General features: G+C 56.4%; 18 protein-coding genes and 2 pseudogenes. 8 read left to right on the plus strand and 12 right to left on the minus strand.

Features of this window, described 5'->3' with window-relative positions; translation table 11 throughout:
- Positions 1-117: 117 nt before the first annotated feature.
- The 9 genes and pseudogenes from AC5ZG1_RS08430 to AC5ZG1_RS08470 form a co-directional block, all read right to left on the minus strand.
- A complete protein-coding gene (locus tag AC5ZG1_RS08430) occupies positions 118-1,296 on the minus strand; it encodes a CgeB family protein (RefSeq protein WP_496132569.1) in 1,179 nt (392 codons plus the stop codon).
- A 7-nt stretch (positions 1,297-1,303) separates the two neighbouring features.
- On the minus strand, positions 1,304-2,653 hold the full coding sequence (locus tag AC5ZG1_RS08435; protein WP_496132570.1) for a hypothetical protein: 1,350 nt from the start codon (positions 2,651-2,653) through the stop codon (positions 1,304-1,306).
- A 108-nt stretch (positions 2,654-2,761) separates the two neighbouring features.
- Entirely contained in the window at positions 2,762-3,904 is a 1,143-nt protein-coding gene (locus AC5ZG1_RS08440) for a glycosyltransferase family 4 protein (RefSeq protein WP_496132571.1), read from the minus strand.
- A 99-nt stretch (positions 3,905-4,003) separates the two neighbouring features.
- A pseudogene (locus AC5ZG1_RS08445) lies at positions 4,004-4,338 on the minus strand (GDP-mannose 4,6-dehydratase); the annotation flags it as partial.
- 510 nt (positions 4,339-4,848) lie between these two features.
- Positions 4,849-5,007, minus strand: a complete 159-nt coding sequence (locus AC5ZG1_RS08450) for an FkbM family methyltransferase (RefSeq protein ID WP_496132572.1) — start codon at positions 5,005-5,007, stop codon at positions 4,849-4,851.
- Complete coding sequence (locus AC5ZG1_RS08455; RefSeq protein WP_496132698.1) at positions 4,956-5,486, minus strand: hypothetical protein; 531 nt, start codon at positions 5,484-5,486, stop codon at positions 4,956-4,958. The genes AC5ZG1_RS08450 and AC5ZG1_RS08455 overlap by 52 nt, the downstream gene beginning before the upstream one ends.
- Before the next feature lie 244 nt (positions 5,487-5,730).
- Positions 5,731-6,146: pseudogene (locus AC5ZG1_RS08460) on the minus strand (FkbM family methyltransferase).
- A 140-nt stretch (positions 6,147-6,286) separates the two neighbouring features.
- Positions 6,287-7,048, minus strand: a complete 762-nt coding sequence (locus AC5ZG1_RS08465) for a class I SAM-dependent methyltransferase (RefSeq protein ID WP_496132573.1) — start codon at positions 7,046-7,048, stop codon at positions 6,287-6,289.
- A gap of 15 nt (positions 7,049-7,063) precedes the next feature.
- Complete coding sequence (locus AC5ZG1_RS08470) at positions 7,064-8,386, minus strand: glycosyltransferase family 2 protein (protein WP_496132574.1); 1,323 nt, start codon at positions 8,384-8,386, stop codon at positions 7,064-7,066.
- A 392-nt stretch (positions 8,387-8,778) separates the two neighbouring features.
- On the opposite strand from AC5ZG1_RS08470, the gene nusG reads away from it, so the two are divergent.
- The gene (nusG, locus tag AC5ZG1_RS08475; RefSeq protein ID WP_496132575.1) at positions 8,779-9,030 is read left to right on the plus strand and encodes a transcription termination/antitermination protein NusG; all 252 of its coding nucleotides are present in this window, start codon (positions 8,779-8,781) and stop codon (positions 9,028-9,030) included.
- Between the two features lie 152 nt (positions 9,031-9,182).
- Here the strand turns inward: nusG and AC5ZG1_RS08480 are convergent, their stop codons facing one another.
- A complete protein-coding gene (locus AC5ZG1_RS08480; RefSeq protein ID WP_496132576.1) occupies positions 9,183-10,430 on the minus strand; it encodes a glycosyltransferase in 1,248 nt (415 codons plus the stop codon).
- 297 nt (positions 10,431-10,727) lie between these two features.
- Here AC5ZG1_RS08480 and AC5ZG1_RS08485 point away from each other — a divergent pair, with 297 nt between their 5' ends.
- From AC5ZG1_RS08485 to AC5ZG1_RS08515, 7 genes are all read left to right on the plus strand, one after another.
- Positions 10,728-12,140: a glycosyltransferase gene (locus AC5ZG1_RS08485; protein ID WP_496132577.1), complete on the plus strand. Its 1,413-nt coding sequence runs from the start codon at positions 10,728-10,730 to the stop codon at positions 12,138-12,140.
- A complete protein-coding gene (locus AC5ZG1_RS08490; protein ID WP_496132578.1) occupies positions 12,137-12,973 on the plus strand; it encodes a class I SAM-dependent methyltransferase in 837 nt (278 codons plus the stop codon). Before AC5ZG1_RS08485 ends, AC5ZG1_RS08490 begins: the two co-directional genes overlap by 4 nt.
- 12 nt (positions 12,974-12,985) lie before the next feature.
- Complete coding sequence (asnB, locus tag AC5ZG1_RS08495; RefSeq protein ID WP_496132579.1) at positions 12,986-14,914, plus strand: asparagine synthase (glutamine-hydrolyzing); 1,929 nt, start codon at positions 12,986-12,988, stop codon at positions 14,912-14,914.
- Between the two features lie 3 nt (positions 14,915-14,917).
- Positions 14,918-15,997 carry a TylF/MycF/NovP-related O-methyltransferase gene (locus tag AC5ZG1_RS08500; protein ID WP_496132580.1) on the plus strand — a complete coding sequence of 360 codons (1,080 nt, stop codon included), beginning with the start codon at positions 14,918-14,920 and terminating at the stop codon, positions 15,995-15,997.
- Positions 15,998-16,882: an ABC transporter permease gene (locus AC5ZG1_RS08505; protein ID WP_496132581.1), complete on the plus strand. Its 885-nt coding sequence runs from the start codon at positions 15,998-16,000 to the stop codon at positions 16,880-16,882.
- Complete coding sequence (locus AC5ZG1_RS08510) at positions 16,879-18,153, plus strand: ABC transporter ATP-binding protein (RefSeq protein WP_496132582.1); 1,275 nt, start codon at positions 16,879-16,881, stop codon at positions 18,151-18,153. The genes AC5ZG1_RS08505 and AC5ZG1_RS08510 overlap by 4 nt, the downstream gene beginning before the upstream one ends.
- A 288-nt stretch (positions 18,154-18,441) precedes the next feature.
- Positions 18,442-19,635: a glycosyltransferase gene (locus AC5ZG1_RS08515; protein WP_496132583.1), complete on the plus strand. Its 1,194-nt coding sequence runs from the start codon at positions 18,442-18,444 to the stop codon at positions 19,633-19,635.
- Positions 19,636-19,652: 17 nt separating this feature from the next.
- On the opposite strand, the gene asnB (AC5ZG1_RS08520) is transcribed toward AC5ZG1_RS08515, so the two are convergent.
- Together asnB (AC5ZG1_RS08520) and AC5ZG1_RS08525 are read right to left on the minus strand one after the other, a co-directional pair.
- Positions 19,653-21,584 (minus strand): asparagine synthase (glutamine-hydrolyzing), encoded by a 1,932-nt coding sequence (asnB, locus tag AC5ZG1_RS08520; RefSeq protein ID WP_496132584.1) that lies wholly within the window; start codon positions 21,582-21,584, stop codon positions 19,653-19,655.
- A gap of 334 nt (positions 21,585-21,918) precedes the next feature.
- A complete protein-coding gene (locus AC5ZG1_RS08525; RefSeq protein WP_496132585.1) occupies positions 21,919-22,716 on the minus strand; it encodes an FkbM family methyltransferase in 798 nt (265 codons plus the stop codon).
- Positions 22,717-22,764 lie beyond the last annotated feature (48 nt).

The following is a 22,764-nucleotide window of genomic DNA, read 5'->3' on the forward strand; positions in this document are numbered from 1 at the left end:
GGCCGGCCGAAAAAGGTGAGTAAAATCAACCGCAAAGCGGCTATTTTGAGGGCAATGTGGCTGCTTTGCCCCCCGGCGTCAAGGAAATATTCCGTCCATCCCGTCGCGCCGGAGTGGTCACGAATTTTCGACGGCGGCCAGGATTGCGCGGGTACGTTCGCCGTAATTATGCACCGTCAGCGTGCGGCGCTGACCGGCAGCAGCGATCTCCTTTCGTGCCGCATCGTCCGCGAGATATTGTTCAATCTTTTCGAGGCAGTCGTCGATCGAGCGCCACGCCACGACTTCGTGGTCAAGATCGAACAGCGTGTGCAGATTGTCCTTGAAGTCGGTGAGCAGAAACGTGCCGATGCCGGTCGCTTCGAATAGCCGCACATTCCCGGCTTCCTGGCCGACCATATCGATGTGAGAGTTCAGCGTGATGCGGGAGCGCCGCAGAGCCTGATACATCTCGGCACCCCAGGCCTCGCCCTGAAAGCAGCGATGCAGGGGAGAGGAGGCGGGGAGACCCGGCGCGATGTTGCCGAACAGCTTGAGGTCGTAGCGCTTGGCGACGGCCTCCAACAGCGCGATCCGTTGCTGGTGATCGGCCGAGACCGTGCCGACGAAGGAGATATCGACGTCGGCGGCTGGCACTGCAGGAAGCGCATCGTTCACGGTGGGCTCGAAGGCGAGGTGACTCACTTCGGCGCGGACGCCCTGGCTTCGGAAAAACTCAACCGTGGCGGCCAGCTGGGAGATCAAGAGATCATAGACCCGCCAGTCCTCACCGCGGGTCGGCGAAATGCCGATCTGGCCAACAAGTTTGGGCTTACCGATTCCCTTAATGCGCCGCATCAGCGCGGTATCGATGTGAAACGTATCCTGGTTCAGCACCAGGTCCGGCCTGAAATCCTCGATTTGGGCGAGCAGGATTTTTTCCGCCTGCGCATCGAGCTTCGGGCTAAGCCCAATCTTGCGCGCGAACGGCCTCAACATCGGCTTGAACGGCGCGACCGCCTGCAGCAGCCACGCAGGAAGTCGGTTACTGGTGCCCATGGCCGGCTCGGCGAGCGCCACCGCCATGCCACGCCCCCGTGCCCAGGCTGCCTGCAGCCAGGGATTGTTGACGTGGATCTCAGCAGCGGAGTGCCCACAGGCGTGGAAGTTCCTCGAGTAGAAGTCCGCAACGCCGAACAGGCTCCTGTTGCGCGCCGCCATTTGCGTGGCGTAGGGCGCGTTGTCGAGCCCCGGCTGGCCGCGATAGAGCCAGGTCAAGAAGCGCGGGTAGTCGGCGTTGAGGATAAGAATCCGCATATCTCGGCTAAGCCACAGGGGTATGTGTCACGTGCGGACCAGCACGCCGGACACCGACCCCACGAGGGGCCGTCTGTTCTGTAAACATCGAGCGCGGTGTTAGATACCAAAGCAGGAAAAGAAAAGCGGCGCCGTGCGAAAGGAGGGTCGTCGTCAATGGAACATTCAAGAGAATCTGAGGGACAATCGAGCCCGAGATGAGGATGAAACGGGGTGGTAAGCCCGAAGAAAGGCGATTTGCGAAGGCGATCACAAGTCCGCAGGCCAATGCCGAAATCGGCGCCCACAGGGGGCCAACCGAGGCGATCCCTTCAGTTGCGAACAGCGAGGCATTGAAGTTACCGAGATCGTAGGCCTTTTGCATCACTTCGCCCAACTGTTCCTGATAGGGACACGAGACAAAGGCTTTGAGAAGCGTGATCTGGCAAAAGTGAGTGAAGGGGTGGCTGAAGAAGAAGTCGTTGTACACGTCCATCGCATTTGAGGGCGTTGCGATCATCCGCAAATTGACGATTTCGAGATAGCGCGCATCCTGCAGGCCGAAAATCCCGTACAAGACGATCCCGGCAAGCAGAGGCAGCAACAGCGAGGCTACGACCACAATCCTGCAATCGAACACGCGCGTCAACATAGCCAAGACCAAGAGCCATCCCGGTGCAAAGAACGCGATCTTGTTCAGAGTAATTGGATAGAACAGCAGCAGGAGGGCGAGCGTAAGGCCGGCTCGCCAGTAATTTTCTCGGACTGCGAAGCAGGCAAAGACGAAAGGCAAGAGGGCGTTCGAAATGATACCGACCCAATAGATGAGCACGGTCGGCATATTGGACTTGCCGCGGAAGTCATACATGCGTTGGAGCGACACCATCTTGAAGCCATAGCTTGCGCTGATGATGATCGTGGCCACGCCAAGTATGAGGATGAGAGTTAGCACGCGATCAAAAGCGGCTTCCGAAATCGCGAACCTTTGTTGGAGCGGGGATCTGACGAACAATGCGGGAATCAGGAATGCGGCAATCGACAGAACCGCGGAGCCTCCGCTGAGCCAGTGATTGTACTCAAAGCGGGAGAAGCAGTTCAGCCAAAGATATCCCAGCACCATGGTGTAGAAATAGAAGCCGAGAAAATAGCCGAAGCTGAATGGGGCTTTCAGGAAAAGGTACGAGAGGATGGAAAACGCGGCGATCGTCGCAATCGCACCGCCGAGCAGCGCCGGATCATAATAGATATGATAAAAGCCATAATTGCGGCTGAGATAGGCGAGCGAAATGCAGCTGGCAATGATGTGCAGGCCAATCAGGAGAGCCAGGCTCACACGCATCGAAATCTTGTCCGCTAGTACGTCGGTATTCGCACGCATTTGGGCAATCCTACCGCAGGTTCAAGATCGAGTAGACGGACGCGACTCGTGCAGCTCGAAAATCCGAGGCTTCGACTAACTTCGTAAATGGCCACGTGTAAATGATCGTCACGGAGCCGCTAAATCGTTGTAAAGCTGGACAATCGCGCTTCCGATGATTCTCGCTGAGAACCTCTCAACAACAACTTGCCTTGCTGCTTTACCGTACCGCGCTCGCAATTCTGGGGATTCGGCAAGCCGTACAATGGCCTGTGCTAGCGCGGTTGGGTCTTCAATCGGCACGAGTAGACCTGTTAGGTCGTTGTGGACAATTTCCCGGCAACCCGGAGCGTCGGTTGCGATCAGTGGGCGGGCGCATGCGGCCGCCTCCATCAGGGCTCCCGGCAGGCCTTCGCGATGCGACGGCAGCACTGCGATATGACAGCTGCGCCACAACGAGACGATGTTGTCAATGTGCCCGAGCCAGGTGATACCGGACCGATGCGTCCACCCTTCGACTTCGTCGCGTGAAATCGACGCAGGATTGGCCGGATCGGGATCGCCCGCGATGATGAGCTTAAAGTCGTACCCTCGGCTGCGTAGGATACCGTGGGCGGATACCAGCGCACGGATGCCTTTGTCGATCAAAAGTCGTCCGGCAAATCCGATCGTGATGGGTGCTTCCGGCTCCGGTAGGGGTCTTAAAGCCTCGGTATCGACGCCGGACCCGGGGATCAGCGTCATCCTGTCCGGCTTTACGCCGAGCGCAAGGAGAGTTTCTCGGTCATCAGGATTTTGGACCAGGACGGTGCTGTGCTTGCCGTTCAATATCCATGGCAGGAGGCGCACTATACCTTGTTTCAACAGTCGCGACCGCCACCCCGCGGAGGTGAAGATGTAACCGAGCCCGGTGATCGCGTTGACCATGGGCAGGTTTTGGCCGAGCGCGGCCACTGAGCCGAAGACGCAGCATTGCAGGCCGGAGTGATGCACTATGCTCGGCTGGATTTTCCTTTCGAGCTGCCGGATCGCTTTCAGCGTCCGCATTGCGGCAAGCGGCGAGAGCCCGCCGCGCTGGAACGGAATCCGGTGCAGAAGAAACCCTTCGGCCTCAATAGCGGCGGCGGCGCTGTTCACGTTGGTCGCCACATGTACCTGAAACCCTGCATCGCGAGCCGCTCGTGCCATAGGCAGACGGTTGAGCAGGAACGCAAAATCCTCGTTGACGACATAGAGGACACGCCGCGGGGGACTCCTTTCTCCTGCTGTCATCGTTTTCTTGATAGCTATTGGCTCGGTTTATCGAGGGTGCGCAGGGCCGAGCCACGGCCCACGTCATCCGACCTAACAAAGCAGCTGCGAGCGGCGCCCGAGCATCCCAATCGCGTCGGCACTGGCGGTATATTCTGGGCTTGGATGCCGACATGGCTCTGGGCGGCCAAGTTATCGATCTCGGCGGACCGGATCGGCTGGATCGGGTTGGTCGAGCCGGTCATGTCGCCATAGTGCAGCAGGAACGGCACATTGCCGGCGTGGCGATCCTTAAAGAAATGGTCGACGCGCTGGGTGTTGAACGAGGACGAACGCCGCTTGATGCCATGCACGGAGTAGCCGAGGCCAAGCAGATATTCGGCGAGATAGGCGCCGTCCTGCCCAGTCGCACCGGTGATCAACGCCACGCGCCGTTTCGAATCCTGGGCCGCCAAATTTTTTCTCCAAATACGCCCCGCCAGCCGCCCATAGCATTGACTCCCCCGCGAAGTCTAATGTCAAGGCGGCCGTGGATGGATCCGCCCGGCGCCCTGGTGTCAATCGAAAGGGCCATCGGTCGAAGCGACGACCAGCGTACAACGCTGAACAGGATCCGGGGATAAATAGCGACCTATATCAGAGGCTCGAAGCCCTGCCGAAACAGCCTTGATGTGAAAGAGGCGTGAAATCGCGCGTACCGCGACTAGTCGCATTCCTGCGCGAAAGGGTACTAGATTCGGAGCGCCGAAGCAGGCCCATATCCCACCGACGCCAAGTGTCTAGCTGGAAACGCGATTGACTTCAGCACCGGCTGAAGCGCGAGGGAACGCCAGGACATTCAGGCCGCCTCCCTCGGGTATTATCTTTCTCAACTCTGCTGCTACAGTGGGAGAACACGTTCAGTAGCCATGTCTTTAAGATCATAGCCAAGCCGGGTGATCTCACGTATAAGATTGTCGAATACTTCAGGTCGGTCCCGCATGCACGTACGGGGCGAGCTCGATCATGAGCCTTGGGACGAACGTCTTACAAGTGGATCGCGCACCTCTCAGAACGCTAAGCTCGTTGCCTTCTACGTTGATCTTGATGAAGTCAATGTGGTTAATTCCGGCGCTCTTGAGCAATGCATCGAGCGTCGAAGCGCTCGCTCCGGTTGTCGCCTCAGACGTCCATGATGATCTTCGTGCAAGTCGTCCGCGGCATCGAGTGGCCAACTTGAGTAGATAGCATCGGGCATCGCGGCCGTTTCTGATCCGACAAACAACATTTGCTGCGCAACGATGCGCGAACCGAGATCTTTGTTGAGCTCGATATTGAGCGTCAACTTCTTGAAGGCATAGGCCGTCGGCTCGAACGGGGAGACTTTTCGGCTTGTGCCGACCAGCTTGGCTAGCGGTAGTATATGTGCTCCGATATAGAGCACGATATCGCCCTCCTTGCCGAGTTCCCGATAGCACCGAAGTATGCGGACTTTGAAGCCGCCCAGTATATATATCGAGAGATCCAGTCCTTCAGAGAGGTCGAGATGCCAATTGATGTCTCCGCGGCGCACAGCGGCGGTAGATGGTAGCCCCACGATGCGCCGCACGAAGAGCAGGAACACGCCGAATTAGGCGCGCTACTTTAATCTTATAGCTCGTTGGTAGCATTCGCATTTGCCACTGGATAGAGGTCTACGGTCGCGCGACAACCACGTTGCAATATTGATCTATCTTGCTCGGTCGCGACAGGAGGGTTCTGATTGAGCCGTTCGGTTCGTCGAGTATGGGGATAATCTTGAAACCGAGTTTTTCTAAGAAGACGAGCAACTCGTGCGGGTCCGTTCCGGCGCGGGGGAGGCCGTAAAGTCAGAGCTCCATCAACACTGTGATGCCATCGCTCTCCTGCAGCGTGCGAAGCGCGCCCTTCAGGACTTCCATTTCGAATCCCTGTACATCGATCTCGATGGCGTCGACTTCTCTGCTATGAAATAGTCGTCGAGCGAAATGAGCGGTATATCCACGCTCACGCGTCCCTCGCCGCTGTCGAACGTCTGACGATCCACGTTGAGTTGCGGTGATAGATAGAGCCTCGTTTTGCCGCTGACATTGCCCACGGCCGATTGATTGGCTGTCACATTCTTCAATCCGCGGGTGGTGGCTCGCAGCCGACGGAAATTCTCAGGTGCGGGTTCAAACGCGTGAACTGCACCTGCGCCGCCCAGTACCTGAGCAAAAAAGCGCGTGTAGACCCCAATGTTTGCGCCAACATCGGCGACCGTCATGCCGGGTCGAATGATGCTTTTCAGAGCCGCTCTCTACCAGCGACCCGCAAAGGCCTTCCACGTCGAGTATAGCGGGTAATAAAGCGGATAGACGTGCGAATACAGCCCATTCGCCAAAAGGAATGCTTGATCGTGTAGAATCATTTTGCTGAGATCAATCTCGCGATAAAAAATGAAGCGAACAACCTGGGGAGGGCATCGGCCACCGCTTTGTCAATCGCGAAGCCGAACCGATAGAGCCACTTGGGGATCGGAAATTTGCGTGATATCCCCCCTGTGAGGGGGTAGGATAGGCCGGTGAAGAAAGTGACGCGGGTATCGGCAAGCCGGTAGACGTCGGAGAGCTCGGCGAGCCACTCTGGCCGCGAGAAAAAGATCATGTGGGGCATAGCCTGGTTTGACGTCGATAGTGGCCCCTTGATCTCGCTTAGCACCGGGCGATCGATCAGAAAGTCGACGGGCTCATGGTGCAGGATTTTGTACATCGGGTATGACAGCCAGGAAAAGTATGGCTCCGTAAGGTAGAGTCTGCCGCCTTCCTTCAGTTTTCTTGTTGCGCTGCGCAGAAACAAGAGTGGATCACGCAGATGATGTAACACGTTTGTCAATGTTATAATATCCAAGCTCTTATCCTGGATAAGCGAAAGCTCTGCGATGTCGTGACAGTCAAAGATGATATCCAGATAATCGAGCTCGAGTACGTCAGAGGTAATGACGTTTGGAATGATCGTTTTGAGCGGCGAAGCGCCGCTGCCGATCTCAAGTATCTTCAGAAGTCGAACATCTCCTTCATCCCGAAACTGTTCATCGTACAGGCGGCGGTACCAACTCATGAGGTTTGGATGCGACTGGAGCCGCGCACGATGATCAAGCGTCTTGGTATGGTCAGTGGCGAACTGCATGGCGCGGTGCGGTCTTCAGATGAATTTGATTCGTCGGGCCGCGAATATAAGCATGGCCAACAGGATCGCGCCGTGCTTCCAGCGTGAGATATTTGTCTCGCCGTAAATCCGTTCACGATAGATAATTGGTACCTCAACAATCTTGAGGCCCATACGGGCTGCACCGAAGATCAAGTCAAAGTCGCCGAACGGGTCGAAATCACCAAAGTATGACCTGTTTGCGCTGAGCTTCTGATAATGGGTGCGCGAGATGACCTTAGTACCGCACAGCGTGTCCTTATAGCGCTGGCCGAGCACAAACGAGAATGCAAGTGCGAAGAATTTGTTGCCGAGGAGATTGAAGAAGCGCATCGCCCTTTTCTCCATCGGGTAAACAAGGCGCGTGCCGTTGATGAAGTCGCCTTTCCCTTCAACAATTGCTTTGTAGAACTTTGGAAGGTCCTCTGGAGGGACTGTCATATCCGCATCGAGGATCATCAGGATGTCGTTGCTGGCAAGGGAGAACCCCTTTCGCACTGCATCACCCTTGCCCTTACCGTCCTGCTGGGCGATCAAGATCCGCTTCGCTCCAGAATATTGTCTGTGGACAGACTGAATGACATCCCATGTTTTGTCGCTTGAGTTGCCCTCAATGAAAATCAGTTCGTCGTTCGGACCCATCTTCGGTAGGCGCTGGACGATACGCTCAATATTTCCCTCTTCATTGCGGGCGGGTACCACGACCGAGACGGACGGTGCTTCTTCGGCTCTGGGGTGAAGTGGGCGCGCCACGGCAATGTTGAGAAGGCAGAAATTGCGAATGAAGGGGAGCGGAGCGAGGTAGCGGTTCACAAAGGTACTGATGACCGGAATATACAAAGGTATCAGAACCTTTTGTTCGATGCGAACCAGTTCAAAATTCTCGAGCGTCAGAAGGTTTTGCACGTCTTCGTGCGCAAGCCAATTCGGTTCCGGAACCTTGTCTCGTAGGCCTAAGCGCGACATGAGAACGGCTAATGGCTTCCACAAGCTGCTATAATAGGTCAGGATTAGTCGGGTGTCCGGACTGCTCATCTTGTGAGTCTGAGCCAAAAGGCTCAGGATATCGCGCTCGTAGTGAATGAGGCCGCCCAGCATGATGTAGTCTGGCTTGAGTTCCGGAATCTCGCCTGCTTCAATGACCTTGAGAGGATCGATTCTGTTTCTGATCACTGCCCATGGGTCTCGAAATGCAACCTTGCCCTGCGGCAACTCTGCGGCGAGCAGGTCAGTCGTCGGATCGATTTCTACGATGGAGTTCTGCGCTAGAACAAAAACTGAAACGTACTTGCGGATCAGCGAATACAGATACCGTTTCATGGTTGGTCTTTGCCTCGTCGCGGATAGAGCATTCGCCCCAGCACTATCAATGCGAGCATCGCATACGCGAGGAATAAAAGAAAGCGAATCACGACGCCGGGAAGCAGTCGCTGCGGCCGACGCCGGAGGATAGTAAGGTCCGGAAACGGCGAAATGGCGACTGCGTCAATACTCGATGAATCTGCTTATATCATGTGGCCGAGCGCGCCCGTAGTACACCCTGACGTCGCACAGATCTAAGGACTCGAGTTCCGGCCACCATTATGTACGATGGCGTTGTAGAACGCGGTCGATATAGCGAGAGTCACGACTGCGGGGACGGCCGTTTCTGACAGGAGGAAGTTTCTCCTTCATTCCTGACCAAATTGACAATGCCGTCATAAAAGAAAGTCTTGCAATCGGGCTGTTCGGAAATCGGTCTGGGCGCGCTGAAGAAACGTGAGGACGACGAGAGCTTTGTAAGATTGGTCGCAAAGCCGACCTTTGCGCCTGGCGACAAGGTACGGGTGCTTACGGGCGCATTCGTGGACAACACCGGGCTTTTCAATGGAATGGCTGACCGTGATCGGATCTCCATTCTTCTGGATATGCTTGGGCGCAAGGTTCGCGTGCGGCTTGACGCGGATATGGTCGTCGCCGCATAGGTTGCGTCGAAGCGCGCTGCAGGCCGCCGTGCGTTTTTGTTTCGGCTCCGATCAAGGGGCAACCGTGTGACTCGAGAGTCACCCGGAGTGCGGTAGCGTGGAATTTCTTTGACGAGGTGGCCGGAATAGCGCGAGAATTAAGGGCGAGTAGTTCAGCCGGCGGGAGGTGTTAAGGTTCGTGGATCATTCTCGAACGTTATCTCGCTGTAGAGTTGAAGCGTGCGAGCGACCATAGTGGATATGCCATAGTTAGAAACGATCCGCTGACGCGGATCGGGCCAGTCCGCATGCTGTGCAGAGAGAAGTTCGGTTACTGCGCGCCCTAAGGCTTCTGGATCTCTCGGCGGTACTATACGTCCGCTTGGACCCACGACACGTTTCACGTCCCCAACGTCAGTGCCCACGACCCGCAATCCACAGCTCATCGCTTCCGCCACAACGTTTGGAAAGCCCTCGCCAAACGCAGATGGCAGAACGAATGCGTCAGCTGCCGAATACGCATTCTCGATGTCGCTCATCCTTTCAATTAATTGCGCTCGACCAGTAAGTCCAAGTTTGTCGATTTCCGATCGCAGCTTTGACTGTGCTTGTGCGGGTGCGGATCCAACGATGGCGAGAAGGGAGTTGGTCGGCCAGTATTCGATGGAACGGAGCAGGGTCTCGTGATCCTTCATCGGATCTAGTCTTCCAACGGCGAGGCAAAGTTTTGCTGTTTCGGGAATTTTCCAAAGGGTGCGCAGCCGCATCCGTTGGTCAAGGCGAAGCCTGAAGCGTTCTGTGTCGATGCCGTTCTCAACGACTTCGAAGCGTTTCGGGCGAAGACCACGCTGAATGTGTGCGCGAATTCCGGCGTGTGAGTTTGCAATTGCAAGATCGCAGCTGGGAGACAAAACCGTTTCGAATTTGGCGCAAAGCCTGCTGAACGCGTCGTAATGGCTCAGGTCCACATCCGAGTTTCGTATACCCCAGACTAGGCGCGTTCGCCCGAGCCTTGGCCGAAGCAAGGAGCCGATAACGTTCGGGGTTGTCAGAAACGTTTGGAATATATCGGGACGAAAGATGCTGATGACGTTGGAGAGGGCTAGGAAAAAAAACGCGACGTCCCACCTTCCCCTCTTTTGAAGCCGAAAGATTTTGACATCGGATGCAGCCAGTTCGCCCTCTAGCTCACCGCCCGGGTACATGATGGCAATGCCGACCTCGTGTCCGAGTCCAGCCATGGAGCGCGCCATTATGGAAATTTGGCGCTCGGCGCCTCCTAACGCCAAATTTCCCGTAAGGATAAGGATTCTCATTTCGATAAGAAAAACCGTTGCATTTCCCCGACTAAACGGTAGATACGAGAAGGTAGGACAGCAACTTGAAGTTTTTCGTGCGCGACCATGCAATTGCGACAACATTCGCAAGAGCAGTGATTTGCATTGCTAGGAGCCAAGAGCTTCCTTGTGCCTTAGTGCGCGAACTGTCCTCATTCCAGCGCCCGTTGCGTCCCGAGCTTCATTCGCGTATCAGATCAAGGCGTTACCTCGCAACTCGGGAGTGTGCTTCTCGGGGCGCTCGTGAGCAATTTTGCAGGGCAGCGGCTTCGTGGGTGGACGAGATAGCCACTTTGTGCGTCGGAAGTTCCTTGCTCGGTGGCGCCTTGTTCGGCGAATCAGCATTCGGCCGGCGAGATGATGGCATTTGAGAGCTGACACATGATGCGAAAGATTTTCAGTAACAGGTTTGTTCTCAGGGTAGCTCGCGAAGCTCTTCCCCACCGCTTCCGTCAGAAAGTCGGCGAGATCGTCCTTCCAAAGCCGACCGAAGCGCATTTTCAGGCGATGCTTGCTGACATGGCCTCGGAGAAGGCCATTCCCGGCCGCGTGGTCCTAGTCTGCGGCTCCCTCCAGCCGGGCGGGGCGGAGCGGCAGGTTGCCAATAGTCTCGTAGGACTCGCTCCGGTCCTTGGCAATGAAAATCTGACGCTTCTTTGCGACTATCTGCACGCTGGCGCGAAGGAGCGATATGATTTCTACTTACCCCACGCGCGCAGATCTGGGGCCACCGTTCGCGAAATCCGAAAGGATTTCGCCGCGAAGGATCCGCTTCCGCCAAGCTTTGAGAAAGCGGCGCGGCTCCTACATCCTGGCCTCGTAGCCGATATCGCTGCTCTATTTCACGAATTCCGAGTTCTGCAGCCGGAGGTCGTCCACGCGTGGCTCGATTGGAGCAATGTCCGGGCTGGCCTCGCGGCGCTGCTTGCCGGAGTACCACGAGTGCTTCTATCGGGCCGCAATTTGAGCCCGCGGCACTTTGCACTGAATGCGGACTACTATCATCCAGCTTACCGGGCTTTGCTCGAGTGCGGAGATCGGATCGTTTGGCTGAACAATAGCCAAGCCGGAGCAGCCGACTATGCTGACTGGCTGTCCATTCCTGCTGGGCGTATCCGGGTCATTCGAAATGGCGTCCAGTTTGAGGAACAAATGCGACCCGAACCGGAACATTATGGCGAACTCCGGGCCAGATGGCGTATTCCCGCCAACGTACCGCTGATTGGCGGCATGTTCCGTTTCAGGCAGGAGAAGCGTCCTCTTTTGTGGATCGAGGCAGCGGCGCGAATTGCCGACGCGCTGCCGGACGTGCATTTCGTCATATTTGGCGAAGGTCCTATGCGTTCCGAAATGGAGACGCTAATCCGCCAATGCGGCCTCGGCGAGCGCGTCCAAATGCCCGGCGTCGTTTTGTCCTCGCTCGATGCTTTAGCACCCTGTGATCTCGTCCTTCTGACTTCGTCCGGTGAAGGAATCCCCAACGTGCTTTTGGAAGCGCAATGGCTTGGCGTCCCTGTCGTCACGGTCAATGCCGGTGGCGCCGGCGAGGCAGTGAACGATGGTACCACAGGGCTGGTCGTTGACTCGGACGGCGTCACCGATATTGCGGCCGCCGTCCTAACTATTCTAAGAGACGCCGTATTGCGGGCCAAAGCTCGCAAGGCTGGGACAGCCTTCGTCAACGCAAGATACGGAATGGACCGTATGATCGCCGAAACACTCGCAGCTTACGAATTGCTGCCAACGGAATCGTTCAGCCCATCCATCAAGGCAGTGAACAGGATCAGTAAATGAGCGGTGGTCACGAGCAAGAGATCCGGGCTGGTAAGCGATTTCGCTTCGGCGGCAACTGGCGTCGTTTTCTGCGCGTACTCAATGCGGAGCGGATTCTCGAAGCAGAGAAATCATTGAAGGAGTTCCTGCAGACGGACTCGCTTGCCGGGCGCACCTTTCTCGATGCTGGAAGCGGCAGCGGCCTGTTCAGCTTGGCAGCCCGGCAGCTGGGGGCCAACGTCGTCTCGTTCGACTACGACCCTCAATCTGTTGCCTGCACGACCGAATTGAAGCGTCGCTATTTCAACGGCGATGAGAATTGGCGCATCCTCGAAGGATCGGTACTCGATCCGGCTTTCCTCCGGTCGCTAGGCACTTTCGACATCGTATATTCTTGGGGCGTGCTGCACCACACCGGCGCGATGTGGCAGGCCCTGGAGAACATCAAACTTAACACGCGGGTTGGCGGAAAGCTTTTCATCGCCATCTACAACGATTGCGGCGAAATCAGCCAATACTGGTTGAAGAAGAAGATCATCTACAACAAACTGCCCAGGCCGTTGAAATTTCCATATGCCGTCGCGGTGTGGACGCCCGTCGAGGCGCGCTATCTTTGGCACTACTACAAAAACAAGAACATCCGCGGCTATTTCGCCCTCTGGTCGGAATACAAGAAGAGCCGCGGCATGAGCCGCTGGCACGACATGGTCGACTGGATTGGCGGATATCCTTATGAGTACGCCACAGCCGAAGCATTGACCGCGTTCTACGAGAAGGACGGTTTCAAGTTGGACAAACTTTTGCCCAACGACGGCTATGGTTGCCATCAGCTTGTCTTTTCTCGAAGTGCGTAACACGGCGACCCTATGTGCGGATTGACCGGCTTCCTTCTGAGCGGGCAGATCGACGAGTCTATCGCTCGGCGTCGTCTGTCATCGATGGCGGCCACGATACATCATCGCGGGCCTGACGACGAAGGCGTCTGGACCGACGGGCGAGTAGGTCTCGGCTTCAAGCGTCTTGCTATCATCGATCTGACGCCGGCGGGACATCAACCCATGGGCAGCGCCGACGGCCAGGTTTGGCTCGTGTTCAACGGAGAGATCTATAATTTTCCGGAACTAAGGGCCGAACTGGAAGCCAAGGGGCACATCTTCCGCAGCCATAGCGACACTGAGGTGATCCTGGCTGGGTATCTCGCATGGGGCGAGAAGGTTTTGAGCCGACTGCGCGGCATGTTCGCCATTGCGATCTGGGACGGCCGGACGCGCCGGCTTATGCTTGCTCGTGACCGTATCGGCAAGAAACCGCTTTACTATGCTTTGACCGACCAGGGGCTGTTCTTCGGCTCGGAGATCAAGGCCATTCTCGCTTGGCCTGGCATTGAACGACAGGCCGACCTTGGCGCTTTGCACCTCTTTCTCAGCTACCAGTATATTCCGGCGCCGCAGACCGCTTTCCGCTCAGTACGCAAGTTGCCTGCTGCGAGCGTTATGACCGTAAGCCTTGACGCTGAGGGGCGTCTATCTTCTCCTCAAATCGAGCGCTATTGGCGGCTCCACGCACCGCGCCCACCCAGCCGCACTCGCTTTGATTCCAGGGCGGCTGCGGATGAGTTGACACATCGCCTCAAGGAGGCTGTGAAAATACGGTTGATATCCGACGTCCCGCTGGGTGCTTTTCTATCAGGTGGGCTCGATTCCTCCGCCATCGTCGCAATGATGGCGCAACAGAGCGGTGACCGCATCAAGACGTTCTCGATTGGCTTCGAGAATGAGGAATATGACGAGACGCGCTATGCGCGCATGGTGGCGGAGCGCTACAACACCGACCATCACGAACTCGTCGTGCGCCCGGACGCCGTCGCGATCCTGCCCAAACTGATCTATCAGTACAATGAACCTTTCGCCGATCCTTCGGCTGTGCCCAGTTTCTATCTCGCCGAGCTTGCGCGTCGCCACGTGACTGTCGCGCTCAATGGTGACGGTGGTGACGAGGCGTTCATGGGCTACGGCCGCTATGCCTCCATGCATGCTCTGTCCCGGGTCGACAGGGTGCCGAAATCGCTCCGCCACATGGCTACCGCCGCCATCGGACGACTACCCGGCGGAACGTCCTCGCGAGCCGCGAGCCTGGCAGCGCTTCTGCGTTCCGCTGATCGGCCGCGCCAAGATCGCTATTCTTTCACCATCACGGCGTTTGCCGATGAGCACAAGGTCGGCGCATATGGCGAGGCGATGCGCGGTTATCTAAGCCAGTCCGCGCTTGATCTGTTCGCCCCCTTTCTGAACGAGGCAGAAACCCTCGTCTCCGGCGCGAACTGGGCAGACATTCATATCTATCTCCCAGATGATCTCATGGTGAAAGTCGATATTGCCACCATGGCCTATTCGTTGGAGAGCCGCTCGCCGTTACTCGATCATGTTTTGTTGGAATGGGCGCTTACACTACCGGAGAGCGCTACGATACCCGGCGGCACGACCAAGGCTATCTTCAAGAAGGCGATGGAACCCTTTCTGCCACACGAGGTGCTCTATCGTCCGAAAATGGGGTTTGGCTGTCCCGTCGATCATTGGCTGCGCGCAGAACTCAAGGAAATGGCGTATGATCTACTGCTGTCGCCGCGCGCCCAAAGCCGTGGCATCGTGGATCGCAACGCTGTACAAGTTATGCTGGACGAGCATTGTTCCGGATCAAACGCGCACCATACGCGGTTGTGGCCTCTATTGATCCTAGAGCTTTGGTTCCGCATGTGGATTGACCACGAGACCGATACTGCTCGGAAGGAATCTTGAGGAATGCCGAACAGTTCGAACGCGGTTTTGATCTCACTTGATCTGAGTCATATCAAGCTCGACCAGGGCTACTGCTACGTTTACGAACTCCCGTCAGATGTGCCCTCGGGGGATAGCGAGCGCGATCCGTACAGTTCGGCTGCCGTCTTGTTCGAGAACGGTGTGGCACTAGGACCAATGCACGTGTCTCACGAGAGTATACGGGCCAATGGCAACGGCCGATTTTCGCATTGGAATAGGAATCTCTATTTCTCAACTAGCGACAACACGACGCCGCTTTTGGGCAACCGCCAATATCATCTCTATGTCCCCGCTGACGTGGGTTCCGATCCGGACTGGTCGTTAGTCGACCACGTCAGGACCGCGCCAGAGAGTGTATCGCTGCAGGAGAGGTTCGATGCAGCGCGACGCGCTTTTCGTCGGATCTGGGGAAACATGTTGTTGCCTGATCATGGTCGAATGATTGACCACAATGATGAGTTCTCGCGGGAATTCGCCCGTCTTTCGCCGGAGAATGACGTAACCGCCGAACGCAAATTCAATCTCAATGAGCTGTTTCGGCTTGTCTACTCGATTGCTGGAGACGTTGCTGAGTGTGGTACCTATAAGGGAGCCTCGGCCTACTTTCTTGCACGCCACATCCAACAGGCAGCCCTAAACAAGAAGCTGCTTCTCTTCGATTCTTTTCAGGGACTTTCTCAACCTGAATCCATTGACCAGTCCTACTGGAAGGAGGGCGACTTAACCTCTCATTTCAACGATGTTTGGAGCGCTCTGGCACCGCTCGGTCCCACGTCGTTCGTGGAGCTTTATAAGGGATGGATTCCGACGCGGTTTTCTGAGGTCGCCGATCGGCACTTCTGCTTCGTCCATATCGATGTCGATCTCTATAGGCCAACACTTGATGCAATCGCCTTCTTCTATCCGCGTATGAGTTCTCGAGGCGTGATCCTGCTCGATGATTATGGCTTCTCCTCTTGCCCAGGTGTGACCCAAGCAGTGGAGGAATTTATGGCGGACAAGCCTGAGCCGATCATAAATCTGGCCTCCGGCGGCGCATTCATAATGAGAGAAGAAAAATGAATGCTGTTTTTGAGGGCGTTCCCGTTCACGGCCGTCTCAATCGGGCCGTTTGAAATGCTCCGGCTACTCGACCCTAGTGCCAATGCTCGAGCGTTCCTGCTTCTCTGGCGCAACGTCAAACAATATCGCGAATTGCTTTGGGAGATGACGCGGCGCGACGTGTTCGAGCGGCAGGCCGGGTTGGCCTTCGGAAGTTTTTGGGTCATCGGGCAGCCGCTCTTGATGATGCTGGTTTACGTCTTTGTGTTTTCCTTCATCTTTACGGTTCGCCTCAATGTTCACGATACCGGACTCGGCTATACTGCGTTCTTGATGGCGGGGCTCGTGCCATGGCTTGCGTTTCAGGAAGCACTAGGCCGCGCGCCGACCGTGATCCTCGAAAGCCGGAGCCTTGTGAAGCAGATCGTCTTTCCAATCGATATCTTGCCGCTCAAGGTGGTGCTGTCCACTCTTGTGGTTCTGGCCGTCGGGCTTGCTTTCCCACTGGGTTTGATGCTCTTCGACGGCACGGCGCGGCCGCTCTTCTGGCTTCTTTTGCCAATACCCATAGTGAGCTATCTCGCGCTCGCGATTGGACTCACCTACGCGTTGGCGGCTGCCGGCGTTTTTTTGCGTGACACGCGCAACATCGTTCAGCTTTTTCTTATGGTAGGGCTGTTCCTGCATCCCATTCTCTATGCGCCTGGCATGGTCCCGGAAAAGCTGGAATTTATCTTTTATCTCAGTCCCTTAAGTCACAATATTTGGTTATATCGCGATGCGGTTCTTGGTCATCTAACGCATCCATCGTCCTGGATTATAGCGCCGGTGGCTTCGTTTTTTGTTTTGGTAATCGGCTATCGACTGTTTCGCAGTATGAGCCACATGTTCGGAGACGCGTTATGAGCGAGATAGCGATCTCCGCGAGATGTGTTTCCAAGGCTTTCCGCGTCTACCAAAGTCCCATCGACATGTTGCGCGAAGTCCTGACGGGCAAGAAAAGACACTTCGACTTTGTCGCGCTGGACAACATCGACCTATCAATCGAGAGAGGACAGGTTGTAGGTCTCATCGGCCGTAACGGCGCCGGCAAATCAACACTTCTGAAGATCATCGCCGGTACACTGGAAGCAACCTCCGGCGAAGTCAATGTGAATGGACGTGTCTCGGCCATTCTGGAACTCGGCACCGGATTTAATCCCGAATATACGGGGCGCGAGAACGTCTATCTTGGGGGGCTGTGTCTTGGCCTCTCGCGCGATGAGATCCGTGCGCGTGAGGCGGACATCATTGCCTTTAGCGAACTAGAGGAGTTCATCGATCGGCCCTTCAAGACGTACTCCAGCGGCATGCAAGCGCGGCTCACCTATAGCGTAGCGACGTCGGTCGACCCGGATATTCTCATCGTCGACGAAGCACTTTCAGTCGGCGATGCGAAGTTTCAGCTTAAATCCTTTGATCGCATGCGTTCTTTTCGCGAGCGTGGCAAGACGATCTTGCTCGTAAGTCATGAATTGAACTCACTGGCTTCGATCTGCGATCGAGCCATTCTCCTCGACCGAGGGAAGGTCCTTGCCGATGGCGAACCAAACGCCGTTGGAAAGTTCTATCACGAGCTCTTATTTGCTTCTGAGCCTCGTCCAATACCTGCGAGCGCGGTAAGCACCACCGCCGAAGAAGCAACGCCGCGTGAGCATCGGTACGGCGATCATCGTGCTATCATCACCGATATTCGCCTTCTCGACCAGGCTGGCCGGCCAAGCCTGCACATGGAAGTCGACGGAGCGTATCTCGTGCGATTTGAGATTCAAGCCCGAGAAGACATTGACGATTATTCTCTCGGCATGTTGATCAGGACGCCGAAAGGGGTTGAGGTTTTCGGAACCGACACGACGCTTTGGGACCGGCAGGATGCGCCTAAGGTCGTCCTGCGCGCCGGCCATCACTATTGCTTCGATATTGCATTCACCAATCGCTTGGCACCCGGCCGCTTCTTTCTGACCGCTTCTATCGCCGAGAGCGATGGAACCAAACTCGACATGCGCTTCGACTGTTTGATGTTCGAAGTGATAAACCAGGCGCGCAAGCTTTACACCAATTCTCTTGTTGCTCTCGACATGCGAATTGTAGATGCCGCGGATATGGCTGTTCAACAGTCGACGGAAGGGGCCGAATGAACGTGGGGTTCCTGAAATCGGTTGGGTCTGCTGCGCGATTTCTGCCACTGCTCGGGGCGACTTGGTCGGATCTTTTGCGGAAGATCGATTAGATCCACGTGACCCGATCCGCAGACGGATTCTTCGGCGCTCCCGCTGTGCGTGGCAATTGAGAAAGGCATTCGCAGCAGGGAGTTGTAGGTGTATTGATGGGCTAGGCTTGATAACTCTGTGAATGAGCGAAAGAAGATGGGAAGCTGTCGTTGCTTCCAGCACGACAAGGATAACGAACTTCATTGACTCGCCCCGATGCGACAGACTGATCGATCCCCGGCCAACATCCTGTTCGTCGTCAGTTCGCTGAGCGTCGGTGGTACAGAGAAGCATCTTGTTTCGATATCCCGAGCGCTGCGATCGCGCGGCTGGAATGTCTCGGTCTACAGCACCGGAGGCAATGGTCCTTTAGCTAACGATCTCCGCATTGGTGGTGTGAGGGTAATTCCATCGCCGCCGAGTGTATGCAGCATCTCCGGGCTCGGGCCCGTCTTTCGTTTGCCGCTGACGGCGCTGCATCTGCTGAGCGTACTTATCAAAGGGCGCTTCACGATTGTTCACTTTTTTCTACCAGAAGCCTACTTAGTCGGCGCTCCGCTCGCGTTATTGGCGGGAATCAAGTTGCGCATTATGAGCCGACGCAGCTTGAACGTGTATCAAAACAAGCATCGCGTGGCAGGCTTCGTTGAACGCCGGTGGCATTCCTTCATGACCGCCGTTCTGGCGAACTCTCGTAGCGTGGCGAGGCAGCTTGAATTGGAAGGCGTAAGAGCAGAGCGGCTGGGGTTGATCTACAACGGATTGGATAGGGAAGTGCGCCCGCGAACCGGCCGCGATCGGGTCCGCGATGCGCTCGGCGTTAATGACGCCACCTTGGTTTTTGTCATTGTTGCCAACCTGATCCCCTACAAAGGGCATCTCGATCTCATTGAGGCGTTCGGCCGCGTGGCCGATCAGCTGCCCGCAGACTGGCGGCTTCTGGTCGTGGGGAGAGATGATGGCGTCGCGCCGGCGGCCAAGGCTTTGGCCTCGTCGTTCGGTATTGCCGATAAGATCTGGTTCCTGGGGCCGCGAAACGACGTGCCGGACCTGCTCAGCGCAAGTGACATCGGCCTCTTGTCCTCGCACGAGGAGGGGTTCTCGAACGCGATCATCGAAAGCATGCAGGCAGGCCTTCCGATGATCGTCACTGACGTTGGCGGCAATGCAGAGGCCGTGATCGACGGCGAGACCGGGCTCGTCGTTCCTCCACACGATCCGTCCGCACTCGCCAATGCGATCCTGCAACTGGCATCCGATCCGCAGCTTCGTCGCAACTATGGTGACAAAGGACGCCGTCGCGTGGAGCAATACTTTACACTGGAGGGTTGCGTCGCAGCTTACGAGGCGTCTTATCTTGGCTTGCTGGCCGGAAAATCGCCAAGCCAGATTGCGGAAATCCGTTATTAATAGACGCCGCGACTAGGCTAGCAGCCCCATCGCTCGCGCCACGCCTCGAGCATCAGCACGTCCCACAGCAGGTATTGCCAATTGCGGTGTCCGGCCAAGTGCTCTTGCCAACGCTGGCGAACGAGCCGAGCATCGAGCAAGCCGCCATTATCGAGTTGCTTCGCGAAGATCAGGCTGCTGGCCCATTCACGCAGCGGCCCCCTGAGCCACTCCCCGAGAGGCACTCCGAAACCCATCTTGGGTCGCTCGATCAGTTTGCGCGGAACATGTCGGTACAGCACCTCGCGCAATACCCATTTCGTGACACCGCCTCGCATCTTGAGTGATTGAGGTAGCCGCCATGCAAGCTCGATCACCCGATGGTCCAGCAACGGTACTCGCGCTTCAAGGGCAACAGCCATGCTCGCGCGATCCACTTTGGTCAGGATATCGTCCGGCAAATAGGTGACGAGATCAAGGAACTGCATTCTGTCGAGCGATGACGGAAAGTCAGCACGGACCGAGTTGTCCCATAAAAGCCCTCGAGGTTCTCTTGCGCTAGGGATAATTTCCGAAGGCTCCCAATGGCTTACGATACGACGATAGATAGCGTCGCCATCTGATAGTTCTAGGATCTGGGCTACTTTATGAAGTTTGTCGCCGACCAGCGGCGGCAGAGGCGCTGGCAAGATACGCGCCAGCATGTCCCAATGCTCTGTGCGGAGCGAACGAATGCCCGAAGCCATTATGCCTCGCATCGGTCGTGGGATTGCGGAAAGTGCGCGGTGGAAACGCTTTGCGATTTGGTAGCGATTGTAGCCTGCGAAAATCTCGTCGCCGCCATCGCCGGACAATGCAACCGTAACGTGTTTTCGCGTCATCGCCGAAACGAGATAGGTCGGTATTTGTGAGGAGTCCGCGAAGGGCTCGTCATACAGCTCTGCGAGACGCGGAACTACGTTCAATGCGTCACGTGCTGTCACGGTCAGTTCCGTATGGTCGGTGCCGAGATGCTTTGCAATGGCGGATGCGTACGGCGCCTCGTTGAAATCGGTGTTCTCAAAGCCGATCGAGAACGTCTTCACGGGACCAGAATTTGACGCTTTCATCAGGGCAACGACCAGTGATGAATCGACTCCTCCCGAAAGAAACGCGCCGAGAGGCACGTCGGCCATCATCCTCCTGCCGACTGCATCCGTCAGCAATGCCTCTACACGATCGATAAGCGTCGTATCGTCTTCGCCAAGCGGATTCTGAAGGCCGTCAATCGCGACACTTCGCGCGTCCCAGAATTTCTCGAAAAGCGGCTCACCGCCCAACGGAAGCGTCAGAATTGCCCCGGGCTCGAGTTTGTATACTCCCTCGTAAATGGTGTGAGGTGCAGGGATATAGTTGTGTCGCATGAAGGCCGCGACGGCGTCGGGCTTGATGCGCGGTGACCAGCCCGGATATTCGCGGAGCGCCTTGAGTTCGGAGCCGAAGATGAAGAGGCCGTTGAACTTCGCCCAGTAGACTGGCTTGATCCCAACTCGGTCTCGCACAAGAGTTAGAGTTCGCTGCTGCCTATCCCAAATGGCGAGCGCAAACATGCCGATCAATCGTTTTGCGGTCGCCTTGACACCATGCCGGGCAATGGATTCCAGGATAACCTCGGTATCGGAGTGGCCACGAAATCGAACGCCGCTGGCCTCCAGCTCGGCCCGAATTTCAAGATGGCTGTAGACTTCGCCATTGTACGTGATGACAAGGCGACGATTGGCGGACATCATGGGCTGATGACCGGCGGGAGAAAGATCCACGACCGCCAAGCGACGGTGTACGAGTGCCGCACCAGCCTCGGGATCGATCCAAATGCCGTTCCCATCAGGGCCGCGATGCGCGAGAGATGAATCCATCGCCCGCGCAATCGTCTCGATTTGAGCGAGGGATTGTTGACGTGGGCTGGAGACGAAACCGGCGATGCCACACATTCTCAGATCATCTCAAATCCAAACGGCCCGATCGTTGCGCCCGGTTCAAAAAGCGCATTCGAAATAGCAGATAATGCACGCTCGCCTATCAGTCATCAGCTTTCATGATCGCGGAGCGTCCAGCTTCAGTTCCACTCTTGAGGTCCTCGCCGATAGGGGGCTAAACAATCGTTGGAGTGCCGTCAATGGCGTCGCCTTCGTTGGCAATCTGTCGGTCACGGTTGATACTGACTCACTTGGGTGTGAATACTATGGGCCCCTGTTCTGATTGCCCCGGGACGCGAACTCCGGTGCGGACGCCGCCAAGAAATGCAAGTCTTGACGGCCCACGTGTTCAGCGAGCTTGCACTGATGTGTCGGGCGACTTCAGAAACAGGGCGTCGACGTAGCCCTGACGCAATACCCTTGCGTGAATCTCTTCAGGGGGGGCTTGCTGGTGCGGACCTCTTCGCATCAGCCAATGCGCCGTATAGCCATGCTGGGCGAGATGATCGAGAATTGCGGTCACCGAGCTGCCGAACTTGTTCAATCCATCCTCCGACAGCTCGATAAAAAGGGCTGGACCGGATTGGCTCAGGATCTCGGATGCACCCTGCAGAACCAGCATCTCCGCGCCCTGAACGTCGATCTTGACCAAGCTTGGTCTCAAAACGCCCTTATCCTGGATCAGGTCATCCAGCCTCACGGCAGCCACCGGCACGCCCGGACCGTCTAAAGTAAGCTTGTGATCTGCGGGGTGAAGGCGATTGATTTCAAGGGTCATCGTACCGGCAGTCGCGGCGGCTACAGCTCTTAGCGGACGCACCCTGGTGAGCAGGCCTTCGCTCTTAAGCGTCGAGAGCAGAATTTGATAGTTGCGCTCTTCCGGCTCGATTGCAATAACCTCACCGGTGCCGACCCAACGTGCGAAACGGCGCGCGAAAAAGCCGACATTTGCACCGACATCGATAGCGACGGATCCCTCCGGAACGAATTCGCGAAGTCGTTCGACTGGACCGGCTTCAAAATGTCGCTTGTAGCCGGCGTAGAGCGCCAGAAAAAGCCGATCGAAAGCCGGCAGGCGATCGACACCGAGCGTTGTAGCCAATCCGAAGAGGCGCACCGCCGATTGTCTTATGAGATTTGCAAACATCCGAATACCTGCAGTTGGGGAGCAGCACGAGTGGTGCCGCGCGCATAG

The sequence above is a fragment of the Bradyrhizobium sp. Leo78 genome, assembly GCF_059512425.1.